At 32.5% G+C, this 14,720-nt stretch carries 16 protein-coding genes and 1 other annotated feature; of the genes, 8 read left to right on the forward strand and 8 right to left on the reverse strand.

All coding sequences use genetic code 11. The features are described from left to right. Window positions 1–48 precede the first annotated feature (48 nt). Window positions 49–1,281, reverse strand: a complete 1,233-nt coding sequence (locus tag ABDZ69_RS05845; protein WP_343767642.1) for an aminopeptidase — start codon at window positions 1,279–1,281, stop codon at window positions 49–51. Between the two features lie 276 nt (window positions 1,282–1,557). After that, window positions 1,558–1,758: a binding site (T-box leader), on the forward strand. Window positions 1,759–1,814: 56 nt separating this feature from the next. On the opposite strand from ABDZ69_RS05845, the gene ABDZ69_RS05850 reads away from it, so the two are divergent. The 3 genes from ABDZ69_RS05850 (at window position 1,815) to ABDZ69_RS05860 (ending at window position 5,564) form a co-directional block, all read left to right on the forward strand. Continuing rightward, on the forward strand, window positions 1,815–3,128 hold the full coding sequence (locus ABDZ69_RS05850) for a sodium-dependent transporter (RefSeq protein WP_343767644.1): 1,314 nt from the start codon (window positions 1,815–1,817) through the stop codon (window positions 3,126–3,128). Between the two features lie 127 nt (window positions 3,129–3,255). Then, window positions 3,256–4,845, forward strand: a complete 1,590-nt coding sequence (locus ABDZ69_RS05855) for an ABC-F family ATP-binding cassette domain-containing protein (protein ID WP_343767646.1) — start codon at window positions 3,256–3,258, stop codon at window positions 4,843–4,845. A gap of 146 nt (window positions 4,846–4,991) precedes the next feature. Continuing rightward, window positions 4,992–5,564 carry a protease complex subunit PrcB family protein gene (locus ABDZ69_RS05860; protein WP_343767649.1) on the forward strand — a complete coding sequence of 191 codons (573 nt, stop codon included), beginning with the start codon at window positions 4,992–4,994 and terminating at the stop codon, window positions 5,562–5,564. Between the two features lie 45 nt (window positions 5,565–5,609). On the opposite strand, the gene ABDZ69_RS05865 is transcribed toward ABDZ69_RS05860, so the two are convergent. The 3 genes from ABDZ69_RS05865 to ABDZ69_RS05875 are packed head-to-tail and all read right to left on the reverse strand — an operon-like array spanning window position 5,610 to window position 7,780. Then, window positions 5,610–6,734, reverse strand: a complete 1,125-nt coding sequence (locus ABDZ69_RS05865; protein WP_343767652.1) for a threonine synthase — start codon at window positions 6,732–6,734, stop codon at window positions 5,610–5,612. Window positions 6,735–6,758: 24 nt separating this feature from the next. Beyond that, a complete protein-coding gene (locus ABDZ69_RS05870) occupies window positions 6,759–7,136 on the reverse strand; it encodes a RidA family protein (RefSeq protein WP_343767655.1) in 378 nt (125 codons plus the stop codon). A 2-nt stretch (window positions 7,137–7,138) separates the two neighbouring features. Next, window positions 7,139–7,780: a helix-turn-helix transcriptional regulator gene (locus ABDZ69_RS05875; RefSeq protein WP_343767658.1), complete on the reverse strand. Its 642-nt coding sequence runs from the start codon at window positions 7,778–7,780 to the stop codon at window positions 7,139–7,141. 102 nt (window positions 7,781–7,882) lie between these two features. Between ABDZ69_RS05875 and ABDZ69_RS05880 the strand changes: the two genes are divergently transcribed. Together ABDZ69_RS05880 and ABDZ69_RS05885 are read left to right on the forward strand one after the other, a co-directional pair. Beyond that, window positions 7,883–8,470: a M48 family metallopeptidase gene (locus ABDZ69_RS05880; protein ID WP_343767660.1), complete on the forward strand. Its 588-nt coding sequence runs from the start codon at window positions 7,883–7,885 to the stop codon at window positions 8,468–8,470. 56 nt (window positions 8,471–8,526) lie between these two features. Further along, window positions 8,527–8,949: a DUF2383 domain-containing protein gene (locus ABDZ69_RS05885; RefSeq protein WP_343767662.1), complete on the forward strand. Its 423-nt coding sequence runs from the start codon at window positions 8,527–8,529 to the stop codon at window positions 8,947–8,949. Between the two features lie 93 nt (window positions 8,950–9,042). Here the strand turns inward: ABDZ69_RS05885 and ABDZ69_RS05890 are convergent, their stop codons facing one another. The 3 genes from ABDZ69_RS05890 to ABDZ69_RS05900 all read right to left on the reverse strand — a co-directional run bounded on the left by ABDZ69_RS05890 (window position 9,043) and on the right by ABDZ69_RS05900 (window position 12,181). Then, window positions 9,043–10,401 carry a YjiH family protein gene (locus ABDZ69_RS05890; RefSeq protein ID WP_343767665.1) on the reverse strand — a complete coding sequence of 453 codons (1,359 nt, stop codon included), beginning with the start codon at window positions 10,399–10,401 and terminating at the stop codon, window positions 9,043–9,045. 139 nt (window positions 10,402–10,540) lie between these two features. After that, window positions 10,541–11,899, reverse strand: coding sequence for a PFL family protein (locus ABDZ69_RS05895; protein ID WP_343767668.1), 1,359 nt, complete (start codon window positions 11,897–11,899; stop codon window positions 10,541–10,543). Between the two features lie 12 nt (window positions 11,900–11,911). Then, window positions 11,912–12,181 carry an ACT domain-containing protein gene (locus tag ABDZ69_RS05900; RefSeq protein ID WP_343767670.1) on the reverse strand — a complete coding sequence of 90 codons (270 nt, stop codon included), beginning with the start codon at window positions 12,179–12,181 and terminating at the stop codon, window positions 11,912–11,914. Window positions 12,182–12,326: 145 nt separating this feature from the next. Here ABDZ69_RS05900 and ABDZ69_RS05905 point away from each other — a divergent pair, with 145 nt between their 5' ends. Next, a complete protein-coding gene (locus tag ABDZ69_RS05905) occupies window positions 12,327–12,578 on the forward strand; it encodes a CPF_0552 family protein (protein ID WP_343767672.1) in 252 nt (83 codons plus the stop codon). Window positions 12,579–12,591: 13 nt separating this feature from the next. Here ABDZ69_RS05905 and ABDZ69_RS05910 read toward each other — a convergent pair whose 3' ends face one another. Continuing rightward, window positions 12,592–12,855, reverse strand: a complete 264-nt coding sequence (locus tag ABDZ69_RS05910) for a DUF1294 domain-containing protein (protein WP_343767674.1) — start codon at window positions 12,853–12,855, stop codon at window positions 12,592–12,594. A 131-nt stretch (window positions 12,856–12,986) separates the two neighbouring features. Between ABDZ69_RS05910 and ABDZ69_RS05915 the strand changes: the two genes are divergently transcribed. Further along, complete coding sequence (locus tag ABDZ69_RS05915) at window positions 12,987–13,487, forward strand: nitroreductase family protein (RefSeq protein WP_343767676.1); 501 nt, start codon at window positions 12,987–12,989, stop codon at window positions 13,485–13,487. Between the two features lie 100 nt (window positions 13,488–13,587). Further along, window positions 13,588–14,655, forward strand: a complete 1,068-nt coding sequence (gene eutH / locus ABDZ69_RS05920) for an ethanolamine utilization protein EutH (protein ID WP_343767678.1) — start codon at window positions 13,588–13,590, stop codon at window positions 14,653–14,655. The last annotated feature ends 65 nt before the right edge of the window (window positions 14,656–14,720 follow it).

Genomic DNA, 14,720 nt, shown 5'->3' on the forward strand with positions numbered 1-14,720 from the left:
ATAATTTTAAAAATTCCACGGGAATTTTATTCATAACTAAAGAACTATTTAAAATGCCCAATTCCCATTGGTAAACACAGGAATTTCTTTTCCATCGTGAGTAATTCCTATGATTTCTAGATCTTTAGTTCCTACCATAAAGTCTTCATGAACTAGGGAGGTATTAACTCCTAGTTTTTCTAATTCCTCTTCCTTTAAGTTTTCTCCATCCTTTATACATACTGGATAGGCTTTGCCTATAGCAAAGTGACAGGAAGCATTTTCATCATAAAGGGTATTGAAGAATAGTATATTTGAATTTGAAATTGGAGAGTCATAAGGCACTAATGCCACTTCTCCTAAGTAGTGAGAGCCTTCGTCAATTTCTATAAGATTTTTTAAGGCTTCATAACCTTTTTCAGCTTTAAAGTCCACAATTCTTCCCTCTTTAAGAGTAAGGGAGAAGTTTTCTACTAGATTGCCATTGCAATTTAGTGGCTTTGAGCTTACTATAATTCCATTTACTCCAGTTCTTAAAGGAAGAGTAAATACCTCTTCTGTTGGCATATTTGCAATAAATTCTACCCCCTTAGGAGTATAGTCTCCACCACCAAGCCATAGGTGACCTTCAGGTAATTCTACTTTTAGATCTGTTCCTATGGAGTTTTTGTAATGAAGATATTTAAATTTATGGGAATTTAAAAAATCTAAGCTTTTCGCTAAGTTTTCCTTATGCTCATCCCAAGCAGCAACAGGATCTTCCTTATCAACTCTTACAATTTTAAATATAGCATCCCATAGTTTTTCCATGGCTACTTCGTCAGAAACTCCAGGAAATACTTTTTTAGCCCAGGATTTTGTTGGAATGGAAACTATGGACCAAGGGTTTTTATTGCTCATAAGTTTTGCACTATGTGCTTTAAGGGCAGTACTTCTTGTTTTGTGGAAGGTAGATATTCTTTTCGGTTCCACATCTTTTAATAGTTCTGGGTCAGAAGCAGATATACTTAAGTAAGCTGCTCCTATGCTATCATAGTGGTCAAAAAGTTCCTTTTGCCAATTAGGAAATTCACTAAATACTTCCTCTGGAGCCTTTAAAAATCTTATTTTAGTAAATAATTCATCATTCCAATTTATAAATACATCCTTTGCTCCCTCATCATAAGCAACTTCAGCAATTAATCTTGTAAATTCTGCACATTCAATAGGAGAAGATACTACTAAAGTTTGCCCCTGTTGTATATTTACACCGGTTTTTACTGCTAGGCGTGCATATTTTTTTAACATTTCGTTATGTAACATATTGTACCTCCTTGTATAATTAAAAATGAAGAATTAAAAATTAATAATAAATGTTAATTTTTAATTTGTATAGATAAATATTACCATAAAACAAATAAAATATGAACCAATTATTAGTTTTCACAGTCTTAGTATGTGTAATTAATTTTAAATAGTGCACTATTTTTAAATTTTTAATTTGCTTTTGAAGAAATGAGGGAGATATTTGAATATTGATAAGAATAAAATATAGTGACAAATTTATATTTACATGATATAATGCATAAATAAATGAATAATTGGACTATGAAAGAACTAAGTAGCAGCTTTGTGTTTTATAAAGAGAGCATAGTGGGTGGTGGAAACTATGTGTGGCAAGAGCTTGTGAAATACACTCTAGAGTCTTAATGTGAAAGCATTACGTAATCACGCGATATAGTGACTTAAGACACAATATGTGTAAATTAAGGTGGTACCACGGGTTTTCTCGTCCTTATAGGATTGAGAGAGCCCTTTTTATATTTATAAATAACTAATAATAGGAGGATGGTAGTATGGTAGAAAGAGAAAGTTTTTCAAGTAAATTAGGTTTTGTGTTATCTTGCTTGGGATCAGCAGTAGGATTAGGAAATATTTGGTTGTTTCCTTGGAAGATAGGTAAGTATGGAGGGGCAGCATTTTTAATTCCATATTTTATTTGTGTATTTGTATTAGGTATTACAGGTATGATAGGTGAATTCGCCTTTGGAAGAGCTAGAAAAAGTGGTTCCTTTAAAAGTATAAATGATATATTTAATGAAAAAGGTAAGAAGGGTGGAAAGATACTCAGTTTAATGCCAACTTTAGCAGTAGGTGGAACTTTAATATTTTATGGTATAGTAGTAGGATGGGTGTTAAGATATTTTTTTGCTTCTTTAAAAGGAGATTTTTATAAGGTAGATATTTCTAACTATTTTAATAGTTTTGCTGGGACAAATAGTAGTATATTTTGGCATCTTTTAGCCATGATATTTACACTACTCATAGTAACCTTAGGGGTTATAAATGGTATTGAAAGAATGAACAAAATAATGATGCCTGCTATATTTATTATATTTGCAGTTATTGTTGTTAGAGTTGTAACTTTGCCTAACGCTATAGAGGGAGTTAAATATCTTTTAATTCCAAGATGGGAGTATTTATTTAAGCCTGTTACCTGGGTAATGGCGCTTGGACAAGCGTTTTTTACAGTATCTTTAAATGGTGCAGGGATGGTTGTTTATGGCAGTTACTTAAAGGATGATGTAGATATTCCTAAAGCAGCAGTACAAGTTGCAATATTTGATACAATTTCAGCATTGCTTGCAGCATTTATAGTTATTCCAGCAGTCTTTGCATTCGGTTTAGATTTAGAAGCGGGGCCATCATTGCTATTTATAACACTTCCTCATATATTTAAATCTATGCCTTTTGGTTATTACTTTGGAGTATTATTCTTTTTAAGTGTTATTTTTGCGGCGGTATCTTCTATAATTAATATGCTTGAAGCCACTTCAGAAGCCTATACTAGTGAGTTTAAAGTGTCTAGAATTAAAAGTTCACTTATTATAACTATTATGGCTTTTATTATAGGATTACCCCTAGATTTAAGTATGGCAAGATTTGGAGCTTGGGCTGATTTTATAACAATTTATCTAGCACCATTAGGTTCTATCATTGCATCCATTGCTTTCTTCTGGATTTATGGCATAAAGGATGCTATGGGAGATATAAATTTAGGAGCTAAGAACCCTCTAGGGAAATGGTTTGAGCCTTTGGCAAAATACATGCTTCCAGCGGCAGGAATATTAGTACTAGTTTTTGGTGTAATATATAATGGGATAGGATAAACATAAGAAATTGTTTATTGTAGATAAAATATACTTTCTATGGTATAATAGCGAAGTATGTGTCGATTTTTAAAAAGAATTAAAATAAAAAAATGCTTTGCATTTTAAATGGAGGAATATAGAAAGAATGATATCAGTAAACAATTTAAGCTTAAGATACGGCGGACGTGTCTTATTTGAAGATGTAAATGTTAAATTTACTAATGGAAATTGCTATGGACTTATAGGAGCCAATGGAGCAGGTAAATCTACTTTTATTAAAATACTTGCAGGAGAAGTAGAGGCAAATAAAGGTGATGTATCCATGGGCCCAGGAGAAAGACTTGCAGTATTAAAGCAGGACCACTTTGAGTTTGATGAGCACCCAGTATTAGAAACAGTAATAATGGGTCATGAAAGACTTTACTCAATAATGAAGGAAAAAGATGCTATATATGCAAAGGAAAACTTCAGCGACGAAGATGGTATTAAAGCAGCTGAACTTGAAGGAGAATTTGCTGAGCTTAACGGTTGGGAAGCAGAATCAGAAGCGGCTTCACTTTTAACAGGACTTGGAATAGAAACTTCTGAGCATTACAAATTGATGAAAGAATTAGACGGAAGTCAAAAGGTAAGAGTACTTTTAGCGCAGGCTCTATTTGGAAAACCAGATACCCTATTGTTAGACGAACCTACAAACCACTTGGATTTAAAATCAATAAAGTGGCTTGAAAACTTCCTTATGGATTTTGAAAATACAGTAATAGTTGTATCCCACGATAGACACTTTTTAAATAAAGTTTGTACACACATAGCAGACCTTGATTTTGGAAAGCTTCAACTATATGTTGGTAACTATGACTTCTGGTATGAATCAAGTCAACTTGCTCAACAAATGGCAAAGGACCAAAATAAGAAAAAAGAAGAAAAAATTAAGCAGCTGCAAGAGTTTATTGCAAGATTTAGTGCCAATGCTTCTAAGTCAAAGCAAGCAACTTCTCGTAAGAAAATGCTTGATAAAATAAGCTTAGATGATATAAGACCTTCTTCAAGAAAATATCCTTTTGTTGGATTTAAATCAGAAAGAGAAGCGGGAAATGATTTAATAAATATTGAAGGATTAACTAAGACTATTGATGGAGTAAAGGTGTTAGATAATGTAAGCTTCATGGTTAACAAAGGAGATAAAATTGCCTTTGTTGGAAGTAATGAAATAGCTAAAACTACTTTATTCCAAATTATTACTGGAGAAATTGCAGCAGATAGCGGAGAATATAAATGGGGAGTAACTACAACTCAAGCATATTTTCCAAAGGACAACACTGAGTATTTTGAAGGTGTAGATTTAAACTTAGTTGATTGGCTTCGTCAATTCTCAGACGAAAAAAGTGAGACCTTTATAAGAGGTTTCCTTGGAAGAATGCTATTTTCAGGAGAAGAAGCTTTAAAGAGTGCAAAGGTATTATCTGGGGGAGAAAAGGTTAGATGTATGTTATCTAGAATGATGCTTAGCGGCGCTAATGTACTTATTTTAGATGAACCTACAAACCACTTAGACCTTGAATCTATTACAGCAGTAAATAATGGTTTAATTAACTTTGATGGCACAGTGCTATTTACTTCTCATGACCATCAATTTGTTCAAACTATTGCAAATAGAATTATAGAAATCACTCCTGAAGGAACTATAATTGATAGAAAGACTACCTATGACGAATATTTAGAGTTAAATGATTAAGTAGAAAAATTTTAATGTAATTTCTTAGGCTGATGGTAAATATAAATGACCATCAGCCTTTAGTTTTTCTATGATACGATTAAAAATTAATTGCGTAATATATGATATAGAGGAAAAGATAACTAATAGATAAAGGAGAAGGAATTATGAAAAGGAAGTTTATAATTGGATTAATAGCTTTACTTTTAAGTTCAAATATAGGTTCTATGGCATCCCCTGTAAAAGCAAAAAGCCCAATAGAAGGTGTAAGATTAATTTATGCACTTGAGGAAAAGAAGGAAATAGAATTTGAAGTAGTTGAAGATGCAATTCCAGAAAAGTTTAGAGATGCTATAGAAGCTTGTAAATATAATAAAGGATATTTGCAATATGAAGACAAAGAAACAAAGAATAGATATATTGCAATTTTAGCGGGAGAAAGGCCTAATCCAGCTTATGGAATAAAGGTAACGAGAGTGGAAAAACACAATGATAAATTAATTATTAATGTTAAAGATGTACTACCATCACCAGATATGATGGTTATACAGGTAATAGCTTATCCATATACGGTAATTAAGGTGAAAGATAATGCTGATTTTGTAGCAGTAGACGAGGAAGGTAAAATTTACGAAGATAGTAGGTTAAGAAGACTTCCAGAAATAAAAACAGAGAGTATCACTAATTGGAAAAACTCAGCCCTAAATAAATTTGCTAGCAAGATAACCTCATACAAATAGATGAAAGAGCTTCACCTAAAATTTTAGGGAAGCTCTTTTAATTCTTTAATGTTCAGATTTAAGACCAGAACCGCAAAGTGGAAGTATTACTTTGCCTTTAGGTTCGAAGCCTGTTTCTCGTACATATTTAAAATATCCAGCAAAGGTTGCCGCAGTAGTAGGTTCTATATAAAAACCTTTTAAAGCGAGCTTATCACGAACCTCTAATATTTCATCTTCTGGAGCCAAAATTACTTCTCCCCCTGTTTCTTTTATTGCTTGAAGTAATTGATGACCACGTTTAGGATCTGCAATAGCAATGCCCTCTGCTAGAGTACCAGTATTTTTAACTTCTTGGGTATAATCATTATTATTTTTAAAAGCTTCATAAATTGGAGCGCAATTCTGGGATTGAACAGCAATTATTTTAGGAAGTTTTTCTATAAGGCCAAGTTTTAGTAAATCTTTAAATCCATAGTAAACACCGAAGACTAAAGTTCCGTTTCCTACAGGAACTACTAAAACTTCTGGTAATTCACCCTTTAATTGTTCATATATTTCATAAGCGTAAGTCTTGGTTCCCTGATAAAAGAAGGGGTTGTATACATGGCTTGCGTAAAATCCTTCTCCTCTTTCTACTGCGTCTAAGGCCGCCTTGGCTGTATCTTCACGGCTTCCAGGCACCACATGAACCTTAGCACCATGGGAGGCAATTTGTTTTATTTTTTTAGGTGAAGTGTTTTCTGGAACATAAATATCACAGGCAATGCCAGCGCGGTTAGCGTAGGCAGCCACAGAGGTTCCAGCGTTTCCGCTGCTATCTTGAATAACCTTTTTAACTCCAAGCTCTTTAGCCTTGGCAATTAATATGGCAGCTCCTCTATCCTTAAAGGACATAGTAGGCATTAGGTAATCCATTTTTACTAGAAGGCTTGGAACTTTTGCATCTAACGGAACTAAAGGAGTTAACCCTTCACCCATGGTTACTTCTTTCCAAAGATCAAAAGCTTCTCCAAAGGGAAGAGCCTTTATGTATTTAAATAAACTCCACTCCTCTGAGTTTATACTAGACTTAGAAAATTCCAGAGGGAAATCCTCTAAATCTAACATTCCACCACAATCACATCTAAAGACCATGGTCTTAGGGTCATGTACTTTAAAGCATTTACTACATACATAGTTTATTGACATAACATCATCTCCCATAATCATAAATTAATCTAAAGCAGCTATAGCTTCTATTTCTATTTTAAAGCCATAATGAAGTTCTCTTGTAGGAACAACACTGCGAGCTGGTTTATGTTGGCCAAAAAATTCGCTATATACTTTATTTACCTTGTCCCAAAGTTTTATATCAGGAATGTATAAAGTAACCTTTAATACTTTTTCCTTGCAGGTTCCAGCAGCCAAAAGTATAGATTCCATATTTTCTAAAACCTGTAGAGTTTCTTCTTCAATGGAGCCAAATTTCTTTTCGCCAGAGTTTGGATCTACAGATAATTGGCCTGAGATATAAAGCGTGTTTCCATGGGCAATAGCTTGAGAATAATGTCCTCCAGGTTTTAATCCGTTATTTGTGCTTATAACTTTCATACTTATTCCCCCTCTTTTTTTATTATATCTAAGTAACTATATACGGTTACTTTAGAAATCCCAAGTTTTTCGGCTACCTTATCGATAGCTCCCTTCATTAAAAATATGCCTTTTTTCTCCATAAATCTAATTAGTTCTATTTTGTCTTTTCTTTTAAGTTCATCTACACCATCCATTTCAATAATTTTATCTATTAAATCATCTACGATTTCAGCTACATTTGGAAAAGGTTCTACCTCTTCATCTATGACCTGTTCTTCTACATATAAAAGATCTTCAAAAACTTCCTTAAAGTTTAAATATACATCTAAATCATAATTTACACATAAAGCACCTATGACTTTCCCCTTAGAATCTCTTATAAGAGCTGTGGAGGATTTGATTTTTTTACCATCTTTTGTTTTAGTCATGTAATTTACTGAACAATCGTCTTTAAATTTTTTAGATAGGAGAACTTGCTTAACTAAGTGATCAAATCCTTGCCCAACTTCACGTCCAGTAACTATGTTGTTCACCGTATATACTACTGAACTCTGTGGATGGGATAGGTCATGTATAACCACCTCACAATGTTTTCCGAAGGTTTTTGCTATTAGATTTGCTACAGGAATTAATCTTTCTAGTTCTTTATTAATTAGTGCCAATGTCATCAACTCCATATAATTTTTTATATAATACTAATTTATTTCCATATTCTTAATTAATATTATATAATAATTTATATAATATTGCTAGGAGATATGCGGATGATTAATTATATTTTAATAAGAAAAAAAGTAAAGAATATTAATTTAAGAATTAAAAGGGATGGATCTGTGGTAGTATCTGCAAATCCTAAAGTGCCTTTAGAATACATAAATAGCTTTGTAGAAAGCAAAGAGGGATGGATAATTAAACATAGAGAAAGGATTAAGGAAATTGAGAATAGAAGAAAAGTACAGGAAGATGAGATAAGAATACTAGGACATACCTATAATCTAAGGGATTTAAACCTAGAGGAAGGAGACTTAGAAAAATATATTAGAGAACTGGCTAAAAAAGAGTTTAACATGTCTATAGAGAGAATACTTCCATTACTTAAAGATTATAAAATTAAAAAACCTAGTTTAAAAATTAGAAAAATGAAAACTAGATGGGGTAGTTGCAATAAGACTAAAAAATCAATAACACTTAACTTAGAATTGTTAAAATACACTAGAGAAATTATTGATTACGTAGTTCTACATGAATTAGTACATTTAGTGTATTTTGATCATAGTAAAAATTTCTATGGACTTTTAGAGGAGCTTATGCCAGATTTCAATATAAGAAGAAAAATATTAAAGGAAAAATAACCTATACATTAAATAAATTTATTTAGAAAAACTAGTATATAGAAGGGAGTGATTTTATGAATAACAACGAAATAAAACAATTGAATATGGCTCTTAAAGGAGAACATATGGCTATCGAAAGTTTTGACCATTTTATAAAAGATGCACAAGATGAAAATGTGAAGCTGAAACTCCAAATGGCTCAAAGGCAACATAAGATGCAGGCCGTTGAGATTTCTGAAAGAATCCAAAAGCTGGGTGGTAATCCTGTAAATACGTCAGGTGTAGTAGGGGCCATGGCTGAAATGAAATTTAGAGTGGATCCTAGAAAATATACCAATGAGGAAATTGTAAAAAATGCCATAGAAGGAGAAAAACTTGGAGCTGACGCCTTCAGAAATATATTATCAAATTTAAATGATAATTCTAATAAGCAGTTAATTGAAAACATGCTCTTTGCTAACAACGGAATAATTGAGGATTTAAATAAAGGAATGTAGAATCTTTTTTAACTGTCAGTGTAGAAATCATACCCAAATTATACAATAAGTTAATAATAATAAGAGACTTGAACGGTTCAAGTCTCTTATGTATTAAAACAATATATGTGCTATTAAAGTTACTACTGGTAATGTTATTAATGTTCTCTGTAAGAAGATTATAATTAAGTCTTTTAAACTAACAGGAATTTTTGAACCTAAAAGTAATCCCCCTACTTCAGACATATATATAAGTTGAGTTACAGATACAGAGGCTATTATAAAACGAGTCATTTCGCTTTGAATAGTAGCTCCAATAACTGAGGGTAAAAACATATCTGCGAAACCAACAACTAAAGTTTGAGAAGCTTGTTTTGCTTCAGGGATTTTAAGTAGTTCCAGTAAAGGTATAAATGGCATACCTAACCATTGGAAAATAGGTGTATACTCTGCAAGCATAAGAGCGGTTGTTCCCATAGCCATAACTATTGGAGTAACCCCTAAAATCATGTCTAGAACATTCTTAAAACCTGAAGACATAAACTCACCAAAACCAAGACTATTACGAGATTTATCTACTGCTTTCTTTAGTCCCCATTGAAAAGGAGTAAATTCTTTAGGAATTGTTTCTTCGTTATCTTTATTAACATTATTTACATATAAATTAGATTTTTTAGATAGCGGAGGTATACGTGGTGTTATTATTGCAGCCACAACCCCAGCAAAGGTAACGGTTAAATAAAATGGAACAAACATATGACCAAGGCCAACTTGAGATATTACAACCAAGCTAAAGGTTATGGACACAGCAGAGAAAGTTGTACCAATCACTGCAGCTTCTCTTTGAGTGTAGTATCCATCTTCATACTGTTTGCTTGTAAGTAATACTCCTATAGTTCCATCACCTAGCCATGAAGCTATGCAGTCTATAGAAGAACGTCCAGGTAAATTAAAAACAGGACGCATAAATTTAGTTAGTAGTACTCCAAAAAATTCTAATAGACCATAATCTAATAACAAAGGCAATAGTAATCCAGCAAATAAAAACACTGAGAATAAAATAGGCAATAAACTATATAATAATAAGGCTCCAGTAGTTTCTGACCAAATCCAAACTGGTCCAATCTTAAAGAATACTGAAACTGCAAATATTGCTCCTAAAATTCTTGCTCCAAACCAAAAGGGGCTGACATTAAAAAGAGAGTTGAAAAATTTATTTTCTAATATAAACTTTGGTTTAAGAAGCTTTGTCGTAGTTGTACATAAAAATGTTATCACTATAATAATTGTCATAAGTCCAGGTAAAATTGCCTCTAGTCCGTTTTGTACGAGCTTTGAAAAAATAGCAATAGGAATTGTAATTTCACCATTATAGGATATTGGAGTCATAAAAAGAAAAACACCAATTATAGAAGGAACTAAAAATTGGAATAACTCCTTTAGTGAATAGTTTAAGTTTAAGTCTTTTTTCATTCGTAGCATTTCTCCTTAATATATATTATCCATAAATAATTATGCAACATTACTGATTATAATGTATAATTATTACCTTAGCAACACCTAATTCATGAAAAAGAAAAGGAATTTTGTTTTCACAAAATTCCAAAGTTTCTTAGTTCTTAAAGCTATGTATAGGAGCGGGTATTCTTCCGCCTCTTTCAATGAATAATTTGCTTGAAAATTTACTCACTTCCATTACAGGAGCTCTTCCAAGTAACCCTCCAAATTCAACCATATCTCCAACTTTTTTGCCAGGGACAGGTATAATTCTTACAGCGGTGGTTTTGTTATTTATAACTCCAATGGCTGCTTCATCTGCTATAATGGCAGAAATGGTTTCCTCTGGGGTGTCTCCAGGAATGGCAATCATATCTAACCCAACAGAGCATACGCAGGTCATGGCCTCTAATTTTTCAAGATTAAGAGAGTTATTATTAACAGCGTCAATCATTCCTATATCTTCGCTCACAGGTATGAAGGCGCCACTAAGTCCTCCTACGTGACTACAAGCCATAACTCCGCCTTTTTTAACTGCGTCATTTAATAGAGCCAGTGCTGCTGTAGTTCCAGGAGCTCCACAGCTTTCAATGCCCATTTCCTCCAAAATATGAGCTACGCTATCTCCAACAAAAGGAGTAGGAGCTAAAGATAAATCTATTATTCCGAAAGGAACTCCAAGTCTTTTAGAAGCTTCACGAGCAACCAATTCCCCCATTCTAGTTATTTTAAAAGCAGTTTTTTTAATAGTTTCTGCAACTACATCAAAGGGCTCTCCTTTAATATTTTCAAGAGCAGCCTTAACTACACCAGGACCACTAACTCCAACATTTATTACGCAATCTCCTTCACCAACTCCATGAAAGGCTCCAGCCATAAATGGATTATCTTCCACTGCGTTAGCAAAAACTACAAGTTTGGCACTTCCAAGGCCATCTTGATCCTTTGTAAGTTCAGCCGTTCTTTTAATTATTCCACCCATTTGCCTTACTGCATCCATGTTTATTCCTGATTTTGTGCAACCTATGTTTACAGATGAGCAAACTAATTTTGTTACTGCAAGAGCTTCAGGGATAGATTCTATAAGGATTTTATCTCCTTTATTATATCCTTTTTGAACTAAAGCAGAAAACCCTCCGATGAAATTAACTCCAACATTTTGAGCGGCTCTATCTAAAGCCTTAGCATAGTTTACATAGCTAGTTGCCTCAGATGCCCCTGCTATAAGTGAAATAGGAGTTACGGAAATTCTTTTATTTATTATAGGAATTCCATACTCATCCTCTAAGTCTTCCCCAACTTTAACCAAGTGTTCTGCATTTCTACATATTTTATCATAGATTTTTTGTATAGCTTTTTCTGAACTAGAATCTATACAATCTAGCAATGAAATTCCCATGGTTATGGTTCTTATATCTAATTTCTCTTTTTCAATCATTCTTATGGTTTCAAATATATCATATGAATTAAGCATGAAAAGTCCTCCTTATATCCTGTGCATTGAATTGAATATATCTTCATGTTGAATTTTAATAGATACAGCTAGTTCTTCTCCTTTAGCTTTTAAGGAGTCTTTTAAGTCTTTGAAGGTTATTGTTGATTTTTCTAAGTCGATTAACATAATCATAGTAAAATATTCTTGTATAATTGTTTGGCTAATATCAAGTATGTTTATATTATATTTACTTAGCTCTGTGCTAACCCCTGCGATTATTCCCATCATATCTTTCCCTATAACTGTTACAATTGCTTTCATAAATTTTACCTCCTGTAAATAATTCTTACCAATGATTTTAGCACATTGCTCCATTAAAATGTAAGCCTTTTTTTGAGAATTATGAATATAATTGTGAAGTCATAAACATAATATTGATAGTATTTAATTTAGAAGGAGTGTTACTATGGATAAAACTGTAATTATGGGAATAAGTATTGAGCCAAGAAATACTCATGCGCCAGAGGTTCAAGAAATATTAACTAGACATGGATGTATTATAAAAACTAGAATAGGAATGCACGAGACCTCAGAAAAGGACTGTTCTCACAAAGGAATTATTTTATTGAACTTATGTGGTAAAGATGAGGATGTGAAAACCTTAGGGAAAGACCTAGAAGATATACAAGGGGTAACAGTAAAAACTATGGAAATGTAAATCAACTAGCTAGTTATTTAGTTAAATAACTAGCTAGTCCTACTAACTGAACTACCATTATAAAAGGTATTCCAAAGACAAAGCTATTATGTTTTGTTTTATGGCGAAAGGCTCTCATGCCTAAAAAAATTCCCAAGCTACCAAAGGCTACGGCTGTTATAAATAGGTTCTTTTCTGGAATTCTCCAACGGCCCTTCATGGATTTTCTTTTATCTATATACATTAATATAAAACCAAATAGATTAATTAATAATAAATAATACAAAAATATTTTCATAATATACCTCTTTAAAATTATTCTCTATAATTTATTATATCTTTTTATTATTTGATTTCCAATATGTTTGATTATATTATTTATTTAAGAATATTTTAGTAATTTCTATTTATAAAGAGGAGGAATTATCAATGAATGCAATTTTTAAAAGAAGAAGTATAAGAAAATATACAGGAGAAAAGGTAAGTGAAGAATTATTAAAAAAGCTATTAGAGGCAGCTATGGCGGCTCCTTCTGCAGGAAACCAGCAGGTGTGGGAATTTATAGTTGTAAGAGATAGAAAGGTATTAGAGGATATCACTAAAGTTCATCCTTATGCTCAAATGCTAAAAGAGGCTGGTGCAGCTATAGTAGTTTGTGCGGATATATCTAGAGAGAAATACAAAAATTACTGGGTTCAAGATTGTGCTGCAGCTACGGAAAATATATTAATAGAGGCAGAATATTTAGGGCTAGGAGCAGTATGGTTAGGTGTACATCCAGTAGAGGAAAGAGTTAGAGGCATTAAAGATTTATTTAAGCTACCTAAAGATGTATATCCTCTATCTATAATTTCAATAGGTCACCCAGCAGAGAAAAAAGAGCCTGCCAATAGATTTGACGAAAATAAAATACATTACGATAGATGGTAAAGAGTAGTGAGAGCTACTCTTTTTCTTATGGCTTCTTCCATAATAGTAAATAACATTGTATAATGAAAGTGTTTTACTTTAATAGTAGGGGGACTAGAAATTGAACAAAATAATAATGTACATAATAGGAATTTGTTTTATATTAGGCGGTTTAGATTATATGATCGGAAATAAATTTGCCTTAGGAGACAAGTTTTGTGAAGGTATAAAATCAATGGGAGTGCTTGCCCTAGGAATGATAGGTATATATTCTTTAGCGCCTATCATTGGTGAGGGAATTTCAAAAATCATTATTCCTTTATCAAGTGTTTTAAAAATAGATCCTTCCATAATTCCTACGTCTTTTTTGGCAGTAGACATGGGAGGATGGCAAATAGCCAACTTAGTAGCATTAAACAAGGAGATGGCTTTGTTCAGCGGAATTATACTAGCTTCAAACCTTGGAGCTACTGTTAGCTTTTCAATACCACTAGCCTTGGGAATGATTCATAAAAAGGATTATGAAGAGTTTTCTAAAGGTACAATGATAGGGTTTATATCAATACCCATAGGTGCTTTAGCTGGAGGGTTATCCATGGGGATTAATATTTCATATCTAACTTGGAACATGTTACCTATAGCAATATTTTCAATTTTATTAAGTATTGGTTTAATAAAGACTCCAGGACTTTTAGTTAATGCATTCAATATCTTCGGTAAAGTTATGATAATTTTAGGCATGATAGGTCTTGTTTTAGTAGGAGGAGAAATTCTACTTAATATTAAAATTTTAAATAACGTAGCTCCTTTTACAGAATCTATATATGTAGTAGGGAAAATTGCCTTTGTACTAGGAGGAGCGTATCCAATGCTGGCTATAATAAATAAACTATTTAAAAATACATTTGACAAGATAGGGGAGAAGATAGGTATAAATAGCTACTCTATAAGCGGATTGATAGGAAATCTTGCTAGTAATTTATTGATTTTTGGAACTTTTAATGATATGGATAAAAGGGGTAAGGTGATGTGTGCTGCTTTTGCTGTAAGTGGATCCTTTGTTTTTGGAGGACAACTAGGCTTTGTTTCAGGAGTGAGTAGTGAAATGGTTCCACCCTTTATTATATCCAAATTTGTTGGAGGAATTTTTAGTTTGTTTTTAAGTAAATTTATTGTAGACAAATTGTAAAATAATTTTAAAATATCTAGTTTTATGTATATTTTTTAGTATAATATTCCTTGTGGAATACTTAA

It is taken from the genome of Clostridium malenominatum, from assembly GCF_039521365.1.
In the GTDB taxonomy this organism is placed as follows: Bacteria; Bacillota; Clostridia; order Clostridiales; family Clostridiaceae; genus Clostridium_AW; species Clostridium_AW malenominatum.

Excerpts from the sequence above, each read along its gene's own strand:
- ABDZ69_RS05845 (WP_343767642.1), bottom strand. The coding sequence starts at position 1,281 with ATGTTACATAACGAAATGTTAAAAAAATATGCACGCCTAGCAGTAAAA.
- ABDZ69_RS05850 (WP_343767644.1), top strand. The coding sequence starts at position 1,815 with ATGGTAGAAAGAGAAAGTTTTTCAAGTAAATTAGGTTTTGTGTTATCT.
- ABDZ69_RS05855 (WP_343767646.1), top strand. The coding sequence starts at position 3,256 with ATGATATCAGTAAACAATTTAAGCTTAAGATACGGCGGACGTGTCTTA.
- ABDZ69_RS05860 (WP_343767649.1), top strand. The coding sequence starts at position 4,992 with ATGAAAAGGAAGTTTATAATTGGATTAATAGCTTTACTTTTAAGTTCA.
- ABDZ69_RS05865 (WP_343767652.1), bottom strand. The coding sequence starts at position 6,734 with ATGTCAATAAACTATGTATGTAGTAAATGCTTTAAAGTACATGACCCT.
- ABDZ69_RS05870 (WP_343767655.1), bottom strand. The coding sequence starts at position 7,136 with ATGAAAGTTATAAGCACAAATAACGGATTAAAACCTGGAGGACATTAT.
- ABDZ69_RS05880 (WP_343767660.1), top strand. The coding sequence starts at position 7,883 with ATGATTAATTATATTTTAATAAGAAAAAAAGTAAAGAATATTAATTTA.
- ABDZ69_RS05885 (WP_343767662.1), top strand. The coding sequence starts at position 8,527 with ATGAATAACAACGAAATAAAACAATTGAATATGGCTCTTAAAGGAGAA.
- ABDZ69_RS05890 (WP_343767665.1), bottom strand. The coding sequence starts at position 10,401 with ATGAAAAAAGACTTAAACTTAAACTATTCACTAAAGGAGTTATTCCAA.
- ABDZ69_RS05895 (WP_343767668.1), bottom strand. The coding sequence starts at position 11,899 with ATGCTTAATTCATATGATATATTTGAAACCATAAGAATGATTGAAAAA.
- ABDZ69_RS05900 (WP_343767670.1), bottom strand. The coding sequence starts at position 12,181 with ATGAAAGCAATTGTAACAGTTATAGGGAAAGATATGATGGGAATAATC.
- ABDZ69_RS05905 (WP_343767672.1), top strand. The coding sequence starts at position 12,327 with ATGGATAAAACTGTAATTATGGGAATAAGTATTGAGCCAAGAAATACT.
- ABDZ69_RS05910 (WP_343767674.1), bottom strand. The coding sequence starts at position 12,855 with ATGAAAATATTTTTGTATTATTTATTATTAATTAATCTATTTGGTTTT.
- ABDZ69_RS05915 (WP_343767676.1), top strand. The coding sequence starts at position 12,987 with ATGAATGCAATTTTTAAAAGAAGAAGTATAAGAAAATATACAGGAGAA.